Below are 21588 nucleotides of genomic sequence, written 5' to 3' on the forward strand. Positions count from 1 at the left end.
GTGACGGTGGCGGCGATGCTGTTCGTGTGTGCCGCTTTCGTTGTCGACATTTTCGTGGACTTGGACTACCGGCTGGCCGCCAACATTTCCCTGCTGGGGATTGCGGTGCTGGTGAATGTGTTCACCCTGCTGTACCTGTTCCGGTCGATCTGGTGGAAGAACGAGATCGGAAAAATCTATCTGACCAAGTGCATTGTGTTGTCGGTGGTGTTGGATCAGATTTCGGTTGCGGTGTGGTGGGACTTGGATTATCCGGGCCGCCAGCAGATCCGTTTCACCATCTACACGTTGGGGGCGGTGGCGTATCTGCCGATGTTGTGGTCGTTGCTGCGTGAGCAGGCCAAGGATCGGCGGAAGGCGGCCCTGAAGTGATCACTTTGCTGACCCTGCGGGGTACGGGGGAACCTTTGCGTGGACCGGGCAACATGCTCAACCAGATTGCCCGCATGGTGCCTGGACCTGTCGATCACGTGGACGTGGAATACCCGGCATCGATCGCAGTATTCAACCCTGAGGGGCGGGTTGATGGGCCTTCGGAGGTGGAGTCGCGTAGGCAGGGTGTGCGGAATGTGGCTGCAGCGATCCGCGCCACCCCCCACCTTGTGGTGCTGTCCGGGTACAGTCTCGGCGCTCTTGTTGTGTCGGATTTCCTTGAGGCACAAGCTTGTGGCTTGTATGCGGATTGTGAGGTGGTGGCGGTCGTCAACATCGCCAACCCGTCTCGTAGGGCAGGGCAGTCGTATGGGATGCCGTCGCACGGGTTCGGCCTTGATGGGCAACACGGTCGGTGGCCGTCGTGGGTGGACGTGTTCGAAATCTGCAACCCGGTTGATGGGATTACGTCGGCGCCGGCGGATTCGCCGTGGCGGCAATTCTCGGATGCGATCCGCTCATTCTCGGTCACCACACAAGGTGCCCGCGAATGGTTTTACGACATGTGTGACCAGCTCACGGATGAGCAGGCGCGGCAGGCGCACGCGCATGTGTGGGATGCCCGGTGGTGGCAAGCGTATGCGGAGGCCCCTGCCTGGTTGCGCGGCTACCTGTGGGATGGCCAGCACGGCGCGGCTTATGGGAAGCCGCAGTGGTATTCGGAGCGGGGTGTGCGGGTGTCGGGGATGCGGTTGGCGGCGCAGGCGATCGGAAAGTACACATGACGACCCCCAACCTTCCAATCGGAACGGACCCGTCCGCACTGCCTGAAGGTGTTGTCACCCCAGCGCAGTTGGGGTCGGCGTTGCAGGACACGTCGAAAGCAAAGTTTAATTCGTTGGCGGCTGGCCGGTTTCCGTCGATCGTCAATGGCACGTCGGCGGGTGACCCGTCGAATGTGGGTGGCCCGTTGGGGCTTGTGGTGGATTTGTTTGCCAACTTCGCCAAGAACGTGGCCCAGGCTGACCCGGCTGACATTCAGGACCCGACTGATCTGCATCCGCTGATCACTGACTTTTTTGAGGGTCTCCCTTTGGTGGGCACGCTGGTCGACTTGAATAATGCGATCAACGGCACTTATGCGGGTGATGATGACATTCTGTTGGCGATTCAATCGCTGTTTGGGTTGTTGCGGAAGGTGTTGGAGATCATCTCTGGTGTGACTGGGGGTGCGGGGGCGTCAACGACGGATGTGTCAGCGTTTTTTGGGAATCTGCAGAATCTGTTGTCGGGGGGGACGGTTGATCCGGGGGATGATCCTGCGGGGTGGTTTGATGGGATCGCCGCTATCGCAGCATCGTTTGGGGATTTGCAGGATGCGTTGGATGGCTCCTATGTAGGGTCGGATGCTGCGCTGTTGGCGATACAGGCGTTCGTCACGGGTAAGTGGGACAGCATCGCTGACAACGCGTCGAACGTAGTAGCGCTGGCGACCGGCATCTACAACGGCTGGTTCGGGTCGGGCGGCACAGGCGCTATCTCCGAGGTGCAGTACACCATCGAGACAGTCAAAGATGCTGTCATCAACGGGTACACGGTAGAAACAAAGACCACATCGGGTACGTGGACGAAGCCGTCAGGGATCACCGAGCTTGTTGTGATCGGCGTCGGCGGCGGCGGTACTGGTGTTAACGGGACGTTTGACGGGAACTTCGGTAGCCCCTCGGGTGAGACTGTGCCCGGTGGCGCTGGCGGCCTGGGTGGCGGCTACATTGCGCAGCAGATCGATCCGGCGTCAGTGCCCAGCACTGTGGCGTACACAATCGCTGCTGCGGACGGGTCCACCACGTTCGGTTCGTTTCTGACAGTCAATTCGGGTACCAGCTCAGGTATCTCCACGCCGTTCGGCTACACCCCGTGCGAGTCCAACCCTGGCGCGGGCGGCAAGGGTGGGGATGCCATTCACGGTGGGTCACCCACTGATGGTGAAGTTGGGGAGTCGTCTGTACTGGCGGCTGGTGGTGCTGGGGGGGCGGCCGGGACAGGGTCGGGAACGTCGGGCGCCGGTTCCGCAGGCGGGAATGCGTCGGTCACAGCGGTGACGAAGTGCGGTGGCGCTGGCGGCGGCGGTGGTGGTGCGAGGCAGACGACCAGCGCACTGCAGACGATCACTGCTGGCGGTGGCGGTGCGGGCGGCTACCCCGGTGGTGGTGGTGGTGGTGGTGGTGGCGCTGGTCGGGGTAACACCTCGTCCGGTGGGGCGTCAGGCGCTGGAGGTCCTGGAGCTGCCGGGATTCTGTGGATCTACTACAAGTGAGGTTAAAGGGTGAAGACGGCTGTTCTGGTGGGTGAGGATCTTCGGCAGTTTTGCCCTACCACTAACCATTACCGATGTTCTGACGGATCATATCTGCTGGTGACGGTGAAAGATGCGTCGGCGTTGCGGAAGATTCACGCGCGGTTGGGGCTGGGTATTCCGATCGCTGTTTCTCACGCCCCGAGCGGGACGGATGTGTTTCGTGCGGACGAGAATGCCGCCGTGTTGGACGCTGATGGTGATCCGTCCAACGGTATGACTGCACTGTTGGAGTTGCCGGATGCGACGTCGTTCACGGCGGCACTTCGCGCTGTGGGGTATGAGTTGTTACCCGGCGAGGGTGCTGAGGGCGGCGAGTCCTCCGGCGACGAGGGCTCCGCCGATGGCGGATGAGAGGATGACGGCTCCGAGCCAAACGGCTGCGCTGACAATCATTTTGGGTGTCCTGCCTGTTGGTGCGTGGTGCTCCTGACAGTTGACACGCTAGGCTAGTCCCCAAAAGGTGTCAATACACCTCACTGGTGATCCATCTGATTGAAGGAATGTGCAGATGCCGAATCAGCCGCACACCCCGGCCCGCAGTATGCGCATCCCCGACGACGAATGGGAACTATGGGAGAGAGCCGCGCGGGCTCTCGGCTACGCCAACCGCACCGAGTTTGTGCGGGACACCGTAAACACCCGCATCCACAACGAACACCCCCAATAAACACGCTTCACAACTGAATACCGTTCACCCCCCCACCCAATGTGTGAGGGGGTTGTTTCTATGCCCGAAAGGGGAAAAACGAATGCCTGACATCACTTTCACCCTGTCTGACGGCTACCCGTCACTGACATCCGGCCGACGTCTTCGGTTCCGGCCACGCACCACATTCGAAGCACCCGATGGTTCGATCGTCTACCCATCCACCAGCTTCAACGACGAGTTCCCCCATGACGTCGAATCCACCGTCACCCTCACGGAAGGGCCGTGGCAGGTGTTCGGGCTGTCCGGGTCACGCTCCGTCGACTTCGACGTCCCCGCCGAAGGTGGCGAACTGTGGCCGTTGATCGCAGCCAACCTAGCCATCCCCGCTACCACACCGGCACAAAAGATTGCGGCCGCGGTCGCCGACTACATCGACTCTCAAGGCATCACCCCCACCACCAACGACACAGTGGCTGGGTTTGTGACCGCAGCGGGGGCAACAAAAACCGCTGTCGAAGATGTTGTCACTGCTGTAGGTGATGCGAATTATGTGCTATTCCGCGACACCAACGGCGACCCCCTCCCCGCCGGGTCGGTCACCGAGATCCGCATCAACACCGCAACCGGCGACATCGACAACATCATCTACACCGCACCGGAAGGCTGACCCATGGCACTGGCGAAAGACGAAGGCACCGCAGCAGGGCGGGGGCGCAACCTCGACGACCATGGCGACGGCGGAGTCATCCTCTACCGCTCCGACTTCGACGCCGGATTCGACGGCTGGACCGATCACTGGGACGGCTACCGGCCATGGCCGATCGTGTCGCGCACCTCGGAGATGCAATACCGGGGGTCGCATTCCCTGATGCTGTCAACCGGGGAGCACGCCTCCCCTGCGAGTAACGACGTATCCAATCAGGTGGCCGTGTTCAAGCGCCTGGCGCGGCACGAAGAGTACCGCTACCACCACTTCTCGGCGTATCTGGCACTCGGCGTGATGACCTACGACTCGTCCTGGTCGGCGTTCCAGATGTACATCGACACCCAGAACTACACATCCACCGTCCGATCCTTCTTCAAGGCGCAGTGCGTTATCCACGCCTCACCGACATTCGCGAACTGGCGGGTCCGAGGCGACAATGGCGACAACACCGACTCCAACTGGAAGAACATTCCCAGCTCGGGTCGGCTGTTCATCGGCAACAACGACAACAAGCAGAACATGCAGTACGTGCGCCTCACTGTGGACCTGCAAGCCAACTCGGGTCTCGGCGGCTATCAGGAGTTGCAGATCGGCCAGGGCAAGTCGGCCACCGTGTTCGACCTGACCGGCCTCGGCGCGGGGTCATCACTAGAACCGTGCCAGTGGGACGGGTCCAACCTCATCACCGACTTCTCTGGCGGCTTCAACATCGGGTTCGGATTGTCCCGCAACACCGATGTGGCTGGCGGCTGCCAACTCTTCGCCGACGATGTCGTGTACTCGGCGACCAACACCCTGTAAGGAGCCCTGATGCCCACACGCACCCATGTCCTGCTGGCAGAGAAGTTCAACCTCGGTGTCAAACTCTCCGGTGGCTCGACCCCCCTGTTGCAGCCACCCAACCGGGTGGACTGGTCGTCGATGTATGACGAACTGACCTGGACTTTATCCTTCCTCGGGATCACCGATGGCGGCTCGGTCGGTGCGCCCGCGAACGCCCTGCCCTCCGCGTTCTCCCTCAAGGCCCACTTCGAGTACCGGCAGATGCACTCCGGTGCGGTGTACCGATTCCAGACCCCACGCTGGGGCAACCTGTCGGACGTGGAGGTGTCCAACCACATCGTGGAGGGTGTCGGCCTGTACGGGCCGGGACAGCCCGAACCGGTGGCTGATCCGATCACCGGGCAGGGTGACGGAGTGATCGCCACCCAGGCCACCACCGGCTACAACGCGTCAACCGGGTTGTTCGCCAATCCGATCATCGTGCGCCGCACCCTGCGGCACTTCCCGCAAGGAGTGCGGGTCAACCTGACCGGCTCGACCGTGACCGGCGGTACCGACCCCCGGTTCCTCGTCGGCCTCGAAGTGACGGGCAAGAAGCTGTGAGCCGCCACAACAGCGCGTTCGGGTTTCCCGCCACCGTCGACCCCGGAATCGTTCGCGGAACCGACAACATGGCCGTCTCGGCAGCCAACGGCGCTCACTATGCGCGGGTACGCGATGCAGGCATGATCTCCAAGATCGGGTTGCGGGTACTCACGAACGGCAACAACATCTCGGTCGCGGTGTACCGCAACTCGGGGGCGGGGCGTACTGCGGTGCCGGGGGCGCGGATCGCCACCTCCGGCGCGGTGGTGTGCCCAGCTGTCGGCTATGCCGAGATCGCCCTCGACACCCCCGTGTGGGTGCACGAAGGGGATTGGCTGGCCCTCTCTGCTGACGGCACCACCGGCACGTTCCAGACCCTGCTTTCGGCGGGTGCGGACAATGACCTCGGCAAGGGACGTCAGTATCGGCAGGCCACCGCGCATCCCCTCCCGGCGACACCAGCCTCACTGGTCGCCACGCTGGGCTACACGTTTGTGCTCGTCGGAGTGCGCTAACCCCAGCCCATAACGTCCGGGGAGCGGGCGCTTACATAAGCGCACAGGTGTTCGATCATCAGGTAAGGTGGCGAGGGTTCGCATAGAACGGCCCCGGCCAGGTGCGCCAACACCAACAGCCGGGGCCTCGCCACCAAACCAGATCGGACCTGGACTGATGACTGAGCAAGACGCTACCCCTGTCCCCATTTCACGGGCCATCCCGGACACAGACTTTGAACTGTTCGTCGATGCGTTCCTATCCCGGTGGGACGGAAACTCGCACATCGCCTACACCAACGACATCCGCATGTTCCGTGAATGGTGCGCCGAACACGGCGTCCATCCGTTCGACTGCCGCAGGATGCACATCGAGGCATACGTGCGGTACCTCCGCGAGGACCGCGGCAACATCCCCACGACCGTGAACCGCCGCATCATCTCAGTGCGCCAGTTCTACGAGATCGCCATCGACGATGACTACGTGGTGAAGAACCCCGTCCGAAACGTTCGGGTGCCGAAACCGAAACTGGACTTGTCGAAGAAGGTGTCACTGAACCGCGAGGAGATGCAGCGGCTACTGCGCGCCGCCTACGACTCGTCTCCGTCCGAGTATGCGATGTGCGCGCTCATGGGTTACCTGGGTGTGCGGGTCACTGAGGCGTGCAACCTGGATGTGCCTGACGTTCTCGACTACTCGAAGGGGCATCGGGTGCTGCTGTTTACCGGGAAGGGCGGAGATCCGGCGGTGCTGCCTCAACCGCCGGTCGTCATGCGGGCGGTTGACGCGGCAATCACAGAGCTGGACGACAAGCAGGGGCCGCTGTTCCTGCGCCGCGACGGATCGCGGATGACCAGACGGTCGGCGGATCGTGTGGTGAAGCGGTTGGCGAAGCGCGCCGGAATCACGGATATGTTGGTGTCGCCGCACACGCTGAGGCATTCGGCGATCACGAACGCTATCGACGCGGGCATCCCGATCCGCGAGGTTCAGCTGATGGCACGGCACCGCGACATATCGACGACGATTCGCATTTACGATCGCGGCCGTTTCAACCTCGACACTCACGCTTCCCACGGTTTGGCCGCATACCTCGGCGCTGTGGGCTAGTTCCCCGTCTACCTCTCTCGAGGGGAGGTGACTTCATGACTCCTGACCAAGCCTTCGCTATCGCGCATGGCATCTGGTTCGGTATCGGCTTGATCGCTGGGTGGATCGATTTGCCGTCGATTCATCTGTCCCTGTGAGGGGAGGTGAGTGTCGTGTTCCCCTTCTGGTTCCTGTGGCTGTTGACCGGCCTGCAAGGACTGATGTGACCGGCCAGACAAACCAATCGGCCCCACCCTCATCGCGAGGGTGGGGCCGATTTCGTCGTTAGAGGGAAAGACTCGATGTCATCGTCGATGGAAGTCGGCATCACGGAGCCCGGCGAGATGGAGGCGTCTGCGTATCACCGATCTCGACACCCCCAGTTCGTCGGCCGCAGCCTGCTCGGACCCCGTGGCCGCGTAGACGGCAGCAGCCTCGTCTGGCGTGATGTCGTACTCGGGTGGCCCGGTGCGGACATTGCGGCGGCCGACCCGCCTCTTAATCGTCGAGTCGGAAATGCCGAGGTGCGCGGCAAGACTACGCAAGGTCCAGCCGCCGTCGTCAAGGAGTCGACGCCATTCGGCCACGTCCTCGTCGGTGTACTGGCGGGGGCGGACCATCAGAGCGCTGCGAGTAGTGCGTCGATCTCAGCGAGCCGAGTTTGCAACCTGTCGCGCTCGGCTTCCAGTGCGGATCGCTCGACGTCAGCGGCCATGTCGGCGCTGAGTCGATCAACGGTGCATCCGTATCCACTGATCAGAGAATCTAGGCTGCCCTGCCCATCCAGTCCGACCCGGCCGGGGATCACTGCGACTGTCCACACCTTTCGGCGGGCGTCGAATGAGGCCTGGGGCATTCCCTTGGCTATGTTCTTCGCGTCGTTCCACCTCTTTCGGCTGAGCCCTGAGTTGATCGTTACCTCGTAAAGGCCCTCGGTGATGTCATCGTGCTCTGTGATTCCCATACCTTGATTATGCCCCCAATGCGTACAGACCGCAATAGGTACGGACGCCGAAGGCGTCTCCACCGCGAGGACCGGGGGTCCGGGACTCTCTCATGTCTGTGTGCAGTTGGTGTGTATCTCGTTGTGTACTTGGTGGAGGCTCGTATGCTCTGACCTGGAGCGGGTGACGGGAATCGAACCCGCGTAGCTAGTTTGGAAGATTAGGGCTCTACCATTGAGCTACACCCGCGTGCCCGCTTCACCCGTGGGATCGCCACCGGCGTCGCGTGCGCCCAAGACTGTACCCGGTGTTCTGGAAGATCCTGAAATCGCCTCGCGTCCGCGTCGTCCGGGCCGGGCCGCGTCCGCGCGACGGTGCACCCGTTTAGGTGGTCGGCGTGGCGACACGTACTATCTTCTGTTGGCCCTGCTCTGCGTTCCATCGGTCTCCGATGAGTGCTGCGATCCGGGTCGACCGGGATGTGGCGCAGCTTGGTAGCGCATCCGCTTTGGGAGCGGAGGGTCGCAGGTTCAAATCCTGTCATCCCGACTCAGGTCAACCGACCGCGAGACTTGTCATTTACCCCGACGCAGAAATGCAGATGTTAGGAGCAGGCGTGAAGAGCACCGTCGAGCAGCTGAGCCCGACCCGAGTGAAGCTCAATGTCGAAGTCCCGTTCGAGGAGCTGTCTGGCGAGTTCGACCGGGCCTACAAGTCACTCGCCCAGCAGATCCGCATCCCGGGTTTCCGGCCGGGTAAGGCGCCGGCGAAGCTGATCGAGGCACGCGTCGGCCGGGACTCGATCCTGGCCCAGGTGGTCAATGACGCGTTGCCGTCGAAGTACTCGCAGGCCGTCGAGGAGACCGAAACCAAGGCCATCGGTCAGCCCGAGATCGATCTCGCCGACCTCGTCTACGGCGACCCCGTCTCCTTCACCGCCGAGGTCGACGTCCGCCCGGAGATCGAGCTCCCCGACTACTCGACGCTCGCCGTGCAGGTCGACGCCATCGAGGTGGACGACGCCGCGGTCGATGAGCAGCTCGACGGACTGCGCGAGCGCTTCGGCACCCTCAAGGGCGTCGACCGTGGCGCCGAGAACGGGGACTTCGTCTCGATCGATCTGGCCGCCACCGTCGACGGTGAGGCGGTCGACGAAGCCTCCACCGAGGGGCTGTCGCACGAGGTGGGTTCCGGTCAGCTGATCGAGGGCCTCGACGAAGCGCTCGTCGGGATGAAGACCGGCGAGACCAAGGAGTTCACCACCACGCTGGTCGCCGGCGATCACGCCGGTGAGGACGCCCAGGTCGCGGTGACCGTGAACTCGGTCAAGGAGCGCGAGCTGCCCGAACTCGACGACGAGTTCGCCCAGATGGCCAGCGAGTTCGACACCGTCGCGGAGCTGCGCGAGAGCATGGTCGAGCGGGTCGCACAGTCGAAGAAGATGGAACAGGCCAACGCCATCCGTGACAAGGTGCTCGAGGAGCTGCTCGAGAAGGTCGAGATCCCGCTGCCGGAGAAGATCGTCGCCGACGAGGTCGAGGGCCAGCAGCATCAGATCGTCCACGCACTGGGCCACGACGACGAGCAGGTCGCGAAGTTCCTCGAGGCCCAGGGCAAGACCCGCGAAGAGTGGGATGCCGAGGCGCGCGCGGAGGCCGAGAAGTCGGTCAAGACGCAGCTCCTGCTCGACGCGATCGCCGAGCAGCAGGAGACCGAGGTCGGTCAGGACGAGCTGACCCAGCAGATCCTGTTCCAGGCCCAGCGCTACGGCATGCAGCCGCAGGAGTTCATCCAGCAGCTGCAGAGCGCCGGCCAGGTCGGCGCCGTCTACGCCGACGTCCGGCGCGGGAAGGCACTGGCCGGGATCGTCTCGGATGTGACGGTGACCGACAGCAGCGGCGCATCCGTGGACACCGACGAGTTCTTCGGCAAGCCGGACGCCGACGACGAGTCGGACGAGAACGACGAGAGCTGAGAAGCGCCACGTAGTTGTACAGAACAGCCGGAGCCGGGTCGTCGTACCCGTCGCCGGCTGTTCTGCTCTCAGCGAAGACGGGTGTCATCGGGACTGTCCATCGGGCGGCATTGGTTAGTGTCGGTGAGGACATCGGGAGACCCGCCGTGATGAACCCGCCGTGACGGCTTCGGGGCATCACGGGAAACAGCTGGACCCGACAACGGGCGGACGCGGTAGCCACCGCACGTCACCACGACAGGCAAAGGTAGGAACAGTGAGTGAGCCGACCATCCACACACCGACGATGAGTTCGGGAGCGTCCGGGCTGAATCTGACCGATTCGGTCTTCGAACGACTCCTCCGGGAGCGCATCATCTTCCTCGGCACCCAGGTCGACGACGACATCGCGAATCGGCTGTGCGCCCAGATCCTGCTGCTCGCGGCCGAGGACCCCACGCGCGACATCAACCTCTACATCAACTCGCCCGGCGGTTCGGTCACCTCGGGTATGGCGATCTTCGACACCATGCAGCTCGCCGAATGTGATGTGGCGACCTACGCCATGGGCATGGCGGCGTCGATGGGCCAGTTCCTGCTGGCGGCCGGCACACCGGGCAAGCGGCATGCTCTGCCGCACGCGCGCATCATGATGCACCAGCCGTCGGCCGGTATCGGTGGAACGGCAGCGGACATCGCCATCCAGGCGGAGCAGTTCGCGGCCACCAAGAAGGAGATGAACCGCCTCAACGCGGAGTTCTCCGGGCAGCCGCTGGAGAAGATCGAGGCCGACGCCGACCGCGACAAGTGGTTCACGGCGCAGGAGGCCAAGGACTACGGTCTCGTCGATCACGTGGTCACGCGCGCGGCGTCGGTCACCCCGGCACCCTGACCCTCCCTGACCATCCGTCCACGAGGCCATCTCACACATCGGAGCAGAAATTGATCAACTCATCGCTCGAGTCTCTGCCTGCCGACGTCGCCGCCGGGATTCCCGCGTCGGCGCTCGCCATGCGCAGCATCGAGGCGCGATACATCCTTCCGCAGTTCATCGAGCACACCCCGAACGGTCAGCGTCAGTACGACCCCTACGCGAAGCTGTTCGAGGAGCGCATCGTGTTCGTCGGGACGCCGATCGACCAGACGGTGGCCAACGACGTGATGGCGCAGCTGCTCGTCCTCGAATCGCAGGATCCCGACCGCGACATCACGATGTACATCAATTCTCCGGGCGGCAGCGTGCCGGACATGCTCGCGATCTACGACACGATGCAGTACGTGCACTGCGACATCGTGACGGTGTGCCTGGGTGAGGCCGCCTCCGCCGCGGCCATTCTGCTGGCGGGCGGTACGCCCGGCAAGCGTGCGGCGCTGCCGAACGCGACGATCCTGATCCACCAGCCCCGTACCGGTGGTGCCTACCAGGGCCAGGTGTCCGACCTGGAGATCCAGGCCGCGGAGATCGAGCGCATCCGTAATCGGCTCGACGAGATCCTGGCGGGCCACACCGGTCAGGATCCGGCAAAGATCCGTAGCGACACCGACCGCGACAACATCCTCACCGCCGACGCGGCCAAGGAGTACGGGATCATCGACGAGGTCTTCGAGTACCGCAAGAAGTCACTCAAGAAGTCCCACCACTGACGCTTCGGCTCGCACATCGGCTCCGACACGCCGGGTCGATGTGCGTGCCGAACGTCGGCGCCGGGGTTCATCCTTGACATCTGCGCCGGTGTTGTCGCCGGTGCACGAGGTGCGCAGGTGACCTTGACAAACAGATAAACGGACGACGATCGAATCCAGGGCTGCGACATTTCCCTTATCGGTCGAAGTTCGAGCGGCACGCGGGTACCGTCGAGTTACTGGGCGACCCGATTGCCGACCGGTGACCCATGCCCGGCTGCCCGCGGAAGAGGTCCGTCGGTAGAACCGGAGCAACAAGGAAGGTGCTTACAAGAGATGGCACGAATCGGAGACGGTGGCGACCTGCTGAAGTGCTCTTTCTGTGGGAAGAGTCAGAAGCAGGTCAAGAAGCTGATCGCCGGGCCCGGTGTGTACATCTGTGATGAGTGCATCGACCTGTGCAACGAGATCATCGAGGAAGAGCTGGCCGAGAACGGCGACGTGAAACTCGACGAGCTGCCCAAGCCGGTCGAGATCCGCGACTTCCTCGAGAACTACGTCATCGGTCAGGACACCGCCAAGCGGACCCTCGCCGTCGCGGTCTACAACCATTACAAGCGCATCCAGGCGGGGGAGAAGAAGGACTCGCGCACCGGCGAGACCGTCGAGCTCGCCAAGTCGAACATCCTGATGCTGGGCCCCACCGGCTGTGGCAAGACCTACCTGGCCCAGACGTTGGCGAAGATGCTGAACGTGCCGTTCGCGATCGCCGATGCCACGGCGCTGACCGAGGCGGGCTACGTCGGTGAGGACGTCGAGAACATACTCCTCAAGCTGATCCAGGCCGCCGACTACGACGTGAAGCGCGCCGAGACCGGCATCATCTACATCGACGAGGTCGACAAGATCGCGCGCAAGAGTGAGAACCCGTCGATCACCCGCGACGTGTCCGGCGAGGGCGTGCAGCAGGCGCTGCTGAAGATCCTCGAGGGCACACAGGCGTCGGTGCCGCCGCAGGGCGGTCGTAAACATCCGCATCAGGAGTTCATCCAGATCGACACGACGAACGTCCTGTTCATCGTCGCCGGTGCGTTCGCCGGCCTCGAGAAGATCGTCTCCGAGCGAATCGGCAAGCGCGGCATCGGTTTCGGCAACGAAGTGACCAGCAAGGACGACGTCGACACCACCGATCACTTCGCCGAGGTCATGCCGGAGGATCTGATCAAGTTCGGGTTGATCCCCGAGTTCATCGGCCGCCTGCCCGTCGTCGCTTCGGTGACCAATCTGGACAAGGAATCGCTGGTCTCGATCTTGTCCCAACCGAAGAACGCGCTGGTCAAGCAGTACACGAAGCTGTTCGAGATGGACAATGTCGAGCTGGAGTTCAGCCACGACGCCCTCGAAGCCGTCGCCGATCAGGCGATCCACCGCGGCACCGGTGCACGTGGTCTGCGCGCGATCATGGAGGAAGTCCTGCTACCGGTGATGTACGACATCCCGAGCCGTGACGATGTCGAGAAGGTCGTCGTCACCGGGGAGACGGTGAGCGACAACGTGCTCCCGACCATCGTGCCCCGCAAGGACAGCCGCGACGAGCGGCGCGACAAGAGCGCCTGACCCACGGTCGACCAACACGCAGAAATCCCGAACACACGCAGAGCATCGCGTGTGTTCGGGATTCTTGCGTGTGCCTAGGAAGATAGCTTCGCGGTGCTCGGCTCCAGCCGGATCACCACCGCCTTCGATACGGGCGTGTTCGAGCCCTTCGCGACCGAGCCCAGCGGGACCAGCGGGTTCGTCTCGGGGTAGTAGGCGGCGGCGTTGCCACGCGGTGTCGAGTACGCCACCACCTCGAATCCGTCCACACGCCGTTCCTCCAGGCCGTCGGATCCGGAGAACTCCGACACGATGTCGACGTGACCGCCGGCCCGTAGTCCCAGTTCCGCGATGTCCTCCGGGTTGAGCATGATGACCTGGCGGTTGCCCTTGATGCCGCGATAGCGATCGTCGTGCCCGTAGATCGTGGTGTTGTACTGGTCGTGACTGCGCAGCGTCTGCAGGATCAGCCGGCCGTCGGGAACCTGAACCCACTCAAGCGGATTCACCGCGAAGTTGGCACGAGCGTTCGGCGTGGCGAACTCCTGCCGATCCCGCGGCGGGTGGGGGAGCACGAATCCGTCACTGAGGCGGACGCGGATGTTGAAGTCCTCGAAACCCGGGATCACCCGGGATATGTGATCGCGGATCAGGTCGTAGTCGCGGCGCAGTTGCTGCCACGCGACGTGGTGGTCGGCGCCGAGAACTGCGGTCGCGAGATCGCAGATGATGCCCACCTCGCTGTGCAGTTCCTTCGACGCCGGGGGCAGCGAACCACGGGACAGGTGCACCACCGACATCGAGTCCTCCACCGAGACCTGTTGTGCGACACCGTCGACGACGTCCTTGTCGGTGCGGCCGAGGGTGGGCAGGATGAGTGCGGCGCGCCCGGTGGCCAGGTGCGATTCGTTCAGTTTGGTACTGACCTGGACCGTCAACGCGCACTTGGCCAGCGCAGCCCGGGTGTACTCGGTGTCCGGAGCCGCGGACACGAAGTTGCCCCCCATCGCGAAGAACAGGCGCACCTCACCACGTGCCATCGCGCCGATGGCCGCCACCGTGTCGAAGCCGTGCCTGCGCGGGCTCGCGATGCCGAACTCGGCATCCTGGGCGGCGAGAAACTCCTCGGGCATCTTCTCGAAGATGCCCATCGTGCGGTCGCCCTGCACGTTCGAGTGCCCACGTACCGGGCACAGGCCCGCGCCGGGCTTGCCGATCATGCCGCGCAGGAGCAGCACGTTGGTGCCCTCGCCGATGGTGGCCACGGCGTGGTGATGTTGGGTCAGCCCCATCGCCCAGCACAGCACGATCCGTTCCGACGATGCGACGGCCTCGGCGAGGTCGGCGATCGTCTCGCGGGTCAATCCGGTGGCCTCGAGGATGTCGGCGAAGTCGACGTCCTCGAGCAGCCCGAGATAGTCGTCGACGCCCGCGCAACGGTTGTCCAGAAAGTCGTGGTCGAACACGGTGCCGGGTGCGGCCCGCTCTGCGTCGAGGAGCAGTCGCGCGACGCCGCGGAAGAGTGCCATGTCCCCGCCGAGCCGGATCTGGAGGAAGTCGTCGGCCAGCTTCACACCGTGGCCCACGACCCCACCGATCTTCTGCGGATCCTTGAACCGCATCAAACCGGCCTCGGGGAGCGGGTTGATCGCGACGATGCGTGCGCCGTTGTGCTTGGCCTTCTCCAGCGTGGACAGCATCCGCGGATGGTTGGTCCCCGGGTTCTGCCCGGCGATGATGATCAGGTCGGCGGCCTCGAGGTCGGGGACGGTGACCGAGCCCTTGCCGATCCCGATGGAGTCGCCGAGGGCGGTCCCGGACGATTCGTGGCACATGTTGGAGCAGTCGGGGAGATTGTTGGTGCCGATGCTGCGGGCGAACAACTGATAGACGAAGGCGGCTTCGTTGCTCGTGCGTCCCGACGTGTAGAAGACGGCCTCGTCGGGGCTGGACATCGTGGTGATCTCGTCGGCGATGATGCGATTCGCCTCGCCCCAGCCGATCGGTCGGTAGTGGGTGTCGCCGGGTGCCAGGTAAACGGGGTGCGTGAGGCGTCCCTGCTGCGAGAGCCAGTAGCCGGACCGCTCACGCAGGTCGGCAACCGAGTGCGTGGCGAAGAAGTCCGGGGTGACGCGCCGTTTCGTGGCCTCCTCGGCGACCGCCTTGGCACCGTTCTCACAGAACTCCGCATGCTTGCGATGACCAGGGGTTTCCGGCCAGGCACAGCCGGGGCAGTCGAACCCGTCCCGCTGATTCAGCTTGGCGAACGTCCGGGCCGTGCGGAGCGGCCCCATCTGCTCGAACCCGCGTTGCAACGCGACCGCGACCGCCGGCACCCCCGCCGCATAGTCCTTGATGTGGCCGGTGTGGACGTCCTCCGGCTCGGTGATGGGGGTTTCGTCGCGGGACTGGCGGGCACTCATATTCACCATCTTGCCCCACGCGCCGTGACGTTCGTCGACACTGTTCCCATGGCGCAAACGGATGTAGGACAGCAGGTGGCGGGAATCGTGCTCGCGGGTGGACGTTCCCGGCGGATGGGCCGCGACAAGGCCGCGATGGACTGGGACGGGGAGCCGATGCTCGCCCGGGTCGTGCGAGTCATGGGCGAGCGTTGCCAACCCGTTTTGGTGGCCGCGGCCGAGGAATCGGCGGCCTACCAGTCGCTGTACGGGACGGGGGGTCCCGAAGCACAATGGGTCACCGATGAGATCCCCGGTACGGGACCGCTGGGTGGACTGGCGGTGGGGCTGTCGAGAGCCGCGGCGGCCGGTGCGGTGTGGGCGTTCGTCTGTGCCACCGACATGCCGTTGATCTCGGCGGACCTGGTCGACGAGCTCCTGCGCGGTGTCACCGCGTCGACGCAGGCGGTGATCGCGACCGACGCGCAGCGGGATCACCCGATGGCCGGGCTCTACCGCACGGACGCCGCGGGCATCATCGCCGATCTGACCGCGCGCGGCGAGCGGCGCATGCTCGCGGCACTGGAAGCGCTGAACACGCATCGTGTCGCGGTGAGCAACCCGGAGTGGCTCACGAACGTCAACGCGCCGGAGGACCTGCACCGGCTCCACGTGTGAGGTGGGGCGTTCCCTAAGATTGTGGGGTGACCACACCCGACCCCACCCGCGAGCTGCCGAAGTCCTGGGATCCCGCCGAGCATGAGGCACGGCTGTATCAGGACTGGGTGGACGCCGGCTACTTCACGGCCGACGCGACCAGTGACCGGCCGGCCTTCTCGATAGTCATCCCGCCACCGAACGTCAACGGCTCGTTGCACATGGGCCACGCCTACGAGCATGTGCTCATGGACGCACTGTCGCGGCGTCGTCGGATGCAGGGCTATGAGGTGTTGTGGCTGCCCGGGATGGACCACGCCGCGATCGCCATGCAGACCATGGTCGAGCGCAAGCTCGCGACCGAGGGTCTCACCCGCGACGACCTCGGCCGCGAGGCGTTCATCGAGCGGGTCTGGACCGAGAAGGCCGAGATCGGCGACAACATCGGCAACCAGATGCGTCGCCTCGGCGACGGGGTCGACTGGAGCCGCGAGCGGTTCACCATGGACGACGGGCTCTCGCGCGCCGTGCAGACGGTGTTCAAGCAGATGTACGACGACGGGCTCATCTATCGCGCCGAGCGACTGGTCAACTGGTCGCCCGTACTCAAGACGGCGATCAGCGACATCGAGGTCAGCTACGCCGATGTCGAGGGCGAGCTGGTGAGCTTCCGCTACGGCAGCCTCGATGACGATCAACCGCACATCGTGGTGGCCACCACCCGTCTGGAGACGATGCTCGGTGACACCGCCATCGCGGTGCACCCCGACGACGAACGCTATGCGCACCTGATCGGGACGGAGCTGGCGCACCCGTTCGTCGACCGCCGGATCCCGGTCATCGCCGACGATTACGTCGATCCCGAATTCGGCAGTGGCGCAGTCAAGATCACGCCCGCTCACGATCCCAACGACTTCGCGATCGGTCAGCGCCACGACCTGCCGATGCCCACCATCATGGACGCCGAGGCGCGTATCGCCGGAACCGGGACGCCGTTCGACGGGATGGACCGGTTCGAGGCGCGGGTCAAGGTGCGCGAGGCGCTCGCCGACCAGGGGCGCATCGTCAAGGAGGTCCGCCCCTACCTGCACAGTGTCGGCCATTCCGAGCGGACCGGGGAGCCGATCGAGCCGCGGCTGTCGATGCAGTGGTGGGTCAAGGTCGAGACCCTGGCGAAAGCGGCCGGCGACGCGGTCCGCAACGGCGAGACGGTCATCCATCCGACGTCGATGGAGCCGCGCTGGTTCGGCTGGGTCGACAACATGTACGACTGGTGCATCTCACGCCAGCTGTGGTGGGGTCATCGGATCCCGATCTGGTACGGCCCCGACGGCGAGATCGTCTGTGTCGGGCCCGACGACGATGTGCCCGAGGGCTATGTCCAGGAGACCGACGTCCTCGACACCTGGTTCTCGTCGGGCCTGTGGCCGTTCTCCACCCTGGGGTGGCCCGAGAAGACCACTGATCTCGAGAAGTTCTATCCGACATCGGTTCTCGTCACCGGCTACGACATCCTGTTCTTCTGGGTGGCCCGGATGATGATGTTCGGCACCTACGTCGCCCCGCAATTCGACGGCGAGAAGAAGGTGCCCTTCCACAACCTGTTCCTGCACGGCCTCGTCCGCGACGAACACGGCCGCAAGATGTCGAAGTCGAAGGGCAACGGCATCGACCCGCTGGACTGGGTCGAACGCTTCGGCGCCGACGCACTGCGTTTCACGTTGGCCCGCGGAGCGAACCCGGGCAGCGACATCTCTGTCGGCGAGGACCACGCCCAGTCGTCGCGCAACTTCGCGACGAAGCTGTTCAACGCGACGAAGTTCGCGATGATGAACGGGGCGGTACTGGGTGAGCTGCCGGACGCCACCGCGCTGACCGAGGCGGACCGATGGATACTCGGTCGGCTCGACACGGTTCTCGCCGAGGCCGATTCCGGTTTCGAGAGCTACGAGTTCTCCAAGGCCTGTGAGTCGCTGTACCACTTCGCCTGGGACGAGGTGTGCGACTGGTACCTCGAGCTCGCCAAGGTGCAGTTTGCCGAGAACGACGACGAACGTTCGCGGACGACGTCGCTGGTGCTGGGCGCCGTGCTCGACAAGCTGCTGCGCCTGTTGCACCCGGTGATGCCGTTCGTGACCGAGGTGCTGTGGAAGTCGCTGACCGGTGGGGAATCGGTGGTCGTGGCTCCGTGGCCGCAGGCCGGCAGCGCCGTTGCCGACGCTGCCGCCGCCCAGCACATCGACGATCTGCAGCGCCTCATCACCGAGGTGCGACGGTTCCGGAGCGATCAGGGGCTGCGGCCGGGGCAGCGGGTGGCGGCCGAGATCGACGGACTCGACCTCGCCGGCCTCACCCCGTCGCGGCCGTACCTCGACTCGCTGGCCCGTCTCGAGAGTGCCGACGACGATTTCGCCGCCACCGCGACGATCGATGTCCGCCTCTCGGCGGCAACCGTGACGGTGCGGATCGACACATCGGGAACCGTCGATCTGGAGGCCGAGCGCAAGCGTCTGGCCAAGGATCTGGCTGCGGCCGAGAAAGAACTGTCGAGCACCACCGCCAAGCTCGGCAACGACCAGTTCCTCTCGAAGGCGCCCGAACCTGTCGTGGCGAAGATCCGGCAGCGACAGAAGGTGGCGACCGAGGAAGTCGAACGTCTCGGAGCCGCCCTCAGTGCGTTGAGCGGCTCGTGAGCCCGCGCGACATCGGCCACGGCAGCGCCGATGACGAGGACATCGACGAGATCGACCGGGACCATCTCGGCGCCGATCCGCGCGGTGATGACGATTTCGATGTCGATCCGCTCGGCGCTGCGCCGCTGCCGACCGATCTGGGGTCGCTGCTCGCCGGTCGCGGGGGCGCGCCCGACGATCTCTACGCCGACGATGCGGCCGCCGACGACGGTTACTCGGATGATCAACCCGGCGACGACGAGGACCGGCCGCCGTCGGCGGGCAACGGTCCGCATGACGACGCCGCCACGCTGGCCGAGCTCGCCGAGGTCGAGGCCGAGCTCGACACCCGCTGGCCCGAGACCAAGATCGAACCGTCCCTGACCCGGATCTCGGCCCTGATGGACCTGCTCGGGTCGCCGCAGCACGGCTATCCGGCGATCCACATCGCCGGGACCAACGGCAAGACGTCGGTGGCACGGATGATCGACGCACTGCTCACCGCACTGCATCGTCGCACCGGCCGGATCACCAGCCCGCACCTGCAGCGCGTCACCGAGCGGATCTCGGTGGACGGCAGACCGATCAGCGCCCGCACCTACATCGACACCTACCGCGAGCTGGAGCCGTACCTCACGATGGTCGACGACTCGTCGACCGCGTCCGGTGGCCCGCGGATGAGCAAGTTCGAGGTGCTGACGGCGATGTCCTACGCGGTGTTCGCCGAGGCGCCGGTCGACGTTGCGGTCGTCGAGACGGGGATGGGTGGGCGTTGGGACGCGACCAACGTCATCGATGCCACGGTGGCCGTGATCACCCCGATCGCCATGGACCACGCCGACTATCTCGGCGACACCCTCGCCGCGATCGCGGGGGAGAAGGCCGGGATCATCAAGAAGGCCCGCGGTGACGACCTCGTCGCGACCGACCCCGTCACCATCATCGCGGTGCAGGAACCCGACGTGATGAACGTGTTGCTCCGACAGACCGTCGAGGCGGACACCGCTGTCGCACGGCAGGATTCGGAGTTCACCGTCCTCGATTCGGTGACCGCGGTTGGTGGGCAGATGCTGCGGCTCCAAGGCCTCGGCGGGGTGTACGACGAGGTATACCTGCCATTGCACGGTGCCCATCAGGCGTCCAACGCCGTTCTCGCGCTCGCCGCGGTGGAGGCGTTCTTCGGCGCCGGCGCCGACCGGCAACTCGACATCGACGCCGTCCGTGCCGGGTTCGCGGCCGTCGCGAGCCCCGGCCGGCTCGAGCGGGTGCGCAGCGCGCCGACGGTCTTCATCGACGCCGCCCACAATCCACACGGCGGAACTGCGCTGGCACAGGCACTGGCCGAGGAATTCGATTTCCGGCGTCTCATCGGGGTCGTCGGCATGCTCGGGGACAAGGACGCCGAGGGCTTCCTGGAGGCCGTGGAGCCCGTGTTCGACAGCCTCGTGGTGACCAACAACGGCTCGCCCCGCGCGCTCGACACCGAGTCGCTCCTCGAGATCGCACTGCCGATCTTCGGAGAGGACCGTGTCGTCGTGAAGCCATTCCTGCCCGATGCCGTGGAAACGGCGATCGGTCTGGCCGAACAGACCGACGGCGAACCCGTTGCCGGCGCCGGTGTGGTGATCACGGGATCGGTGGTCACCGCGGGCGCGGCACGCACCTTGTTCGGCAAGGAGCCCACGTGAGCGAACCGATTCGGTACAGCCCACCCGCGACAGACCCGTGGAAGGGGCTGCGCGGAGTCATGGCCGGCACCCTCATCCTGGAGGTCATCGTCCTCGGACTGACCTTCCCGATCGTGGCGAACATAGGTTCGGGACTGTCCTGGGTCTCCGGCGGCTATCTGGGATTCCTCGTGGCGGCCCATGTCGTCGCGGCCGGACTCCAGGGCCGCAGCCATGCGCTCCGGCTCGATATCGGCCTGCAGGTCCTGGTGATCGCCGGAGGGTTCCTGCACTGGTCGATCGCGGTGATCGGCGTCATCTTCCTGTGCGTCTGGGTCTACATCGCCTACATCAAACACGATGTCGAGGTCCGGATCGCCAAGGGGATGTTGCCGGGGCAGGAACCGTTGGACGGCTGACGTGGTCCGTTCGGCAACGACGATGCCGGCTTCGGCGCCTGCAACAGGTGTTGCCCGACTGTGACCTCCCGACGCTCGCTTTTCGAGGCCCGAGACTGTGAGAATGTCGCTGCTGGGGGGCGAACAATCATCTGTGCCCTGACCCCGGTGACCATCCGTGACGTGAGGAATAGTTTGTCTGTCATCACCTGCCTTCGCCGACCCTGGGCCACCGCTGCGCTGGCGCTGACCGTGATCGGTTCGTCATTAACCGGTGGGGTCGCCACTGCGGCGCCCACCGTGGCGCCCGAGGACCTGCCGGTTGCCGACGCACCGATGCCTGCCGCCGACGGTGAATACAGCTACCTCGCCACCCACGACCTGACCGAGCGGGCCGCGACGATGAAGGTCCCGGATGCGATCGCGGCGTTGCCCGTGCCGCAGCAGTATCGCCCGGCGAACCTCGCGTTGGCCGCGCAGTTCGACATCGCACTTGCCGGCGCACTCAAGTCGCCGGGCGGCTGCATCCAGGTCATCGTCGATCCCAGGTCCCGATCCGGCAGCTTGTTCAACTACGGCTTCTTCGCGGTGGACGGACAGTATTGCTCGTGATCCGCGACACCCGTCGTCGAAATCG

At 64.7% G+C, this 21588-nt stretch carries 22 protein-coding genes and 2 tRNA genes; 20 read left to right on the top strand and 4 right to left on the bottom strand.

The genetic code is table 11. The features are described from left to right. Nucleotides 1-15: 15 nt before the first annotated feature. From ACVT6V_RS15970 to ACVT6V_RS16015, 10 genes are all read left to right on the top strand, one after another. Nucleotides 16-372: a putative phage holin gene (locus ACVT6V_RS15970; protein WP_489900834.1), complete on the top strand. Its 357-nt coding sequence runs from the start codon at nt 16-18 to the stop codon at nt 370-372. A gap of 53 nt (nt 373-425) precedes the next feature. After that, nucleotides 426-1157: an alpha/beta hydrolase family protein gene (locus ACVT6V_RS15975; protein WP_489894397.1), complete on the top strand. Its 732-nt coding sequence runs from the start codon at nt 426-428 to the stop codon at nt 1155-1157. Further along, nucleotides 1154-2689: a hypothetical protein gene (locus tag ACVT6V_RS15980; protein WP_489894399.1), complete on the top strand. Its 1536-nt coding sequence runs from the start codon at nt 1154-1156 to the stop codon at nt 2687-2689. The genes ACVT6V_RS15975 and ACVT6V_RS15980 overlap by 4 nt, the downstream gene beginning before the upstream one ends. 9 nt (nt 2690-2698) lie before the next feature. Next, complete coding sequence (locus ACVT6V_RS15985) at nt 2699-3082, top strand: DUF7572 family protein (protein ID WP_489894401.1); 384 nt, start codon at nt 2699-2701, stop codon at nt 3080-3082. 157 nt (nt 3083-3239) lie between these two features. Further along, nucleotides 3240-3398, top strand: a complete 159-nt coding sequence (locus ACVT6V_RS15990; RefSeq protein WP_489894403.1) for a ribbon-helix-helix domain-containing protein — start codon at nt 3240-3242, stop codon at nt 3396-3398. Between the two features lie 82 nt (nt 3399-3480). Beyond that, nucleotides 3481-4047, top strand: coding sequence for a hypothetical protein (locus ACVT6V_RS15995; RefSeq protein WP_489894405.1), 567 nt, complete (start codon nt 3481-3483; stop codon nt 4045-4047). 3 nt (nt 4048-4050) lie between these two features. After that, complete coding sequence (locus tag ACVT6V_RS16000) at nt 4051-4887, top strand: hypothetical protein (protein WP_489894407.1); 837 nt, start codon at nt 4051-4053, stop codon at nt 4885-4887. A gap of 9 nt (nt 4888-4896) precedes the next feature. Further along, nucleotides 4897-5472 (top strand): hypothetical protein, encoded by a 576-nt coding sequence (locus ACVT6V_RS16005; RefSeq protein WP_489894409.1) that lies wholly within the window; start codon nt 4897-4899, stop codon nt 5470-5472. Next, a complete protein-coding gene (locus ACVT6V_RS16010) occupies nt 5469-5969 on the top strand; it encodes a hypothetical protein (protein WP_489894411.1) in 501 nt (166 codons plus the stop codon). The genes ACVT6V_RS16005 and ACVT6V_RS16010 overlap by 4 nt, the downstream gene beginning before the upstream one ends. A 157-nt stretch (nt 5970-6126) precedes the next feature. Next, nucleotides 6127-7059, top strand: coding sequence for a tyrosine-type recombinase/integrase (locus tag ACVT6V_RS16015; RefSeq protein ID WP_489894413.1), 933 nt, complete (start codon nt 6127-6129; stop codon nt 7057-7059). 284 nt (nt 7060-7343) lie between these two features. On the opposite strand, the gene ACVT6V_RS16020 is transcribed toward ACVT6V_RS16015, so the two are convergent. The 3 genes from ACVT6V_RS16020 to ACVT6V_RS16030 form a co-directional block, all read right to left on the bottom strand. Next, a complete protein-coding gene (locus ACVT6V_RS16020) occupies nt 7344-7658 on the bottom strand; it encodes a maleylpyruvate isomerase N-terminal domain-containing protein (protein WP_489894415.1) in 315 nt (104 codons plus the stop codon). Then, a complete protein-coding gene (locus ACVT6V_RS16025; protein WP_489894417.1) occupies nt 7658-8002 on the bottom strand; it encodes a hypothetical protein in 345 nt (114 codons plus the stop codon). Before ACVT6V_RS16025 ends, ACVT6V_RS16020 begins: the two co-directional genes overlap by 1 nt. A 155-nt stretch (nt 8003-8157) precedes the next feature. After that, nucleotides 8158-8231 (bottom strand) — tRNA-Gly (locus tag ACVT6V_RS16030). 226 nt (nt 8232-8457) lie between these two features. Here ACVT6V_RS16030 and ACVT6V_RS16035 point away from each other — a divergent pair. The 5 genes from ACVT6V_RS16035 to clpX all read left to right on the top strand — a co-directional run bounded on the left by ACVT6V_RS16035 (nt 8458) and on the right by clpX (nt 13176). Then, nucleotides 8458-8531 (top strand) — tRNA-Pro (locus tag ACVT6V_RS16035). A 67-nt stretch (nt 8532-8598) separates the two neighbouring features. Then, nucleotides 8599-9957, top strand: coding sequence for a trigger factor (gene tig / locus ACVT6V_RS16040; RefSeq protein ID WP_489894419.1), 1359 nt, complete (start codon nt 8599-8601; stop codon nt 9955-9957). A gap of 256 nt (nt 9958-10213) precedes the next feature. After that, a complete protein-coding gene (locus ACVT6V_RS16045; RefSeq protein ID WP_489894421.1) occupies nt 10214-10828 on the top strand; it encodes an ATP-dependent Clp protease proteolytic subunit in 615 nt (204 codons plus the stop codon). 50 nt (nt 10829-10878) lie between these two features. Then, nucleotides 10879-11580: an ATP-dependent Clp protease proteolytic subunit gene (locus ACVT6V_RS16050; RefSeq protein ID WP_489894423.1), complete on the top strand. Its 702-nt coding sequence runs from the start codon at nt 10879-10881 to the stop codon at nt 11578-11580. Between the two features lie 315 nt (nt 11581-11895). Further along, nucleotides 11896-13176 carry an ATP-dependent Clp protease ATP-binding subunit ClpX gene (clpX, locus tag ACVT6V_RS16055; RefSeq protein WP_489894425.1) on the top strand — a complete coding sequence of 427 codons (1281 nt, stop codon included), beginning with the start codon at nt 11896-11898 and terminating at the stop codon, nt 13174-13176. 74 nt (nt 13177-13250) lie between these two features. Here the strand turns inward: clpX and ACVT6V_RS16060 are convergent, their stop codons facing one another. Then, the gene (locus ACVT6V_RS16060) at nt 13251-15578 is read right to left on the bottom strand and encodes an FdhF/YdeP family oxidoreductase (RefSeq protein ID WP_489894427.1); all 2328 of its coding nucleotides are present in this window, start codon (nt 15576-15578) and stop codon (nt 13251-13253) included. Nucleotides 15579-15626: 48 nt separating this feature from the next. Between ACVT6V_RS16060 and mobA the strand changes: the two genes are divergently transcribed. The 5 genes from mobA (at nt 15627) to ACVT6V_RS16085 (ending at nt 21563) form a co-directional block, all read left to right on the top strand. Beyond that, nucleotides 15627-16235, top strand: a complete 609-nt coding sequence (gene mobA / locus ACVT6V_RS16065) for a molybdenum cofactor guanylyltransferase (RefSeq protein ID WP_489894429.1) — start codon at nt 15627-15629, stop codon at nt 16233-16235. A gap of 26 nt (nt 16236-16261) precedes the next feature. Further along, nucleotides 16262-18907: a valine--tRNA ligase gene (locus ACVT6V_RS16070; protein ID WP_489894431.1), complete on the top strand. Its 2646-nt coding sequence runs from the start codon at nt 16262-16264 to the stop codon at nt 18905-18907. Between the two features lie 146 nt (nt 18908-19053). Further along, nucleotides 19054-20574 carry a bifunctional tetrahydrofolate synthase/dihydrofolate synthase gene (gene folC, locus ACVT6V_RS16075; RefSeq protein ID WP_489900836.1) on the top strand — a complete coding sequence of 507 codons (1521 nt, stop codon included), beginning with the start codon at nt 19054-19056 and terminating at the stop codon, nt 20572-20574. A 59-nt stretch (nt 20575-20633) separates the two neighbouring features. Beyond that, on the top strand, nt 20634-20972 hold the full coding sequence (locus ACVT6V_RS16080) for a DUF4233 domain-containing protein (protein WP_489900837.1): 339 nt from the start codon (nt 20634-20636) through the stop codon (nt 20970-20972). A gap of 174 nt (nt 20973-21146) precedes the next feature. Further along, a complete protein-coding gene (locus tag ACVT6V_RS16085; RefSeq protein ID WP_489894433.1) occupies nt 21147-21563 on the top strand; it encodes a hypothetical protein in 417 nt (138 codons plus the stop codon). The last annotated feature ends 25 nt before the right edge of the window (nt 21564-21588 follow it).

Source organism: Gordonia sp. LMA167 (assembly GCF_058130025.1).

Excerpts from the sequence above, each read along its gene's own strand:
- ACVT6V_RS15995 (WP_489894405.1), top strand. The coding sequence starts at position 3,481 with ATGCCTGACATCACTTTCACCCTGTCTGACGGCTACCCGTCACTGACA.
- ACVT6V_RS15990 (WP_489894403.1), top strand. The coding sequence starts at position 3,240 with ATGCCGAATCAGCCGCACACCCCGGCCCGCAGTATGCGCATCCCCGAC.
- ACVT6V_RS16000 (WP_489894407.1), top strand. The coding sequence starts at position 4,051 with ATGGCACTGGCGAAAGACGAAGGCACCGCAGCAGGGCGGGGGCGCAAC.
- ACVT6V_RS16020 (WP_489894415.1), bottom strand. The coding sequence starts at position 7,658 with ATGGTCCGCCCCCGCCAGTACACCGACGAGGACGTGGCCGAATGGCGT.
- ACVT6V_RS15975 (WP_489894397.1), top strand. The coding sequence starts at position 426 with ATGCTCAACCAGATTGCCCGCATGGTGCCTGGACCTGTCGATCACGTG.
- ACVT6V_RS16015 (WP_489894413.1), top strand. The coding sequence starts at position 6,127 with ATGACTGAGCAAGACGCTACCCCTGTCCCCATTTCACGGGCCATCCCG.
- ACVT6V_RS15970 (WP_489900834.1), top strand. The coding sequence starts at position 16 with ATGCTGTTCGTGTGTGCCGCTTTCGTTGTCGACATTTTCGTGGACTTG.
- clpX (WP_489894425.1), top strand. The coding sequence starts at position 11,896 with ATGGCACGAATCGGAGACGGTGGCGACCTGCTGAAGTGCTCTTTCTGT.
- ACVT6V_RS16005 (WP_489894409.1), top strand. The coding sequence starts at position 4,897 with ATGCCCACACGCACCCATGTCCTGCTGGCAGAGAAGTTCAACCTCGGT.
- ACVT6V_RS16025 (WP_489894417.1), bottom strand. The coding sequence starts at position 8,002 with ATGGGAATCACAGAGCACGATGACATCACCGAGGGCCTTTACGAGGTA.
- mobA (WP_489894429.1), top strand. The coding sequence starts at position 15,627 with ATGGCGCAAACGGATGTAGGACAGCAGGTGGCGGGAATCGTGCTCGCG.
- ACVT6V_RS16080 (WP_489900837.1), top strand. The coding sequence starts at position 20,634 with ATGGCCGGCACCCTCATCCTGGAGGTCATCGTCCTCGGACTGACCTTC.
- ACVT6V_RS15980 (WP_489894399.1), top strand. The coding sequence starts at position 1,154 with ATGACGACCCCCAACCTTCCAATCGGAACGGACCCGTCCGCACTGCCT.
- ACVT6V_RS16060 (WP_489894427.1), bottom strand. The coding sequence starts at position 15,578 with ATGAGTGCCCGCCAGTCCCGCGACGAAACCCCCATCACCGAGCCGGAG.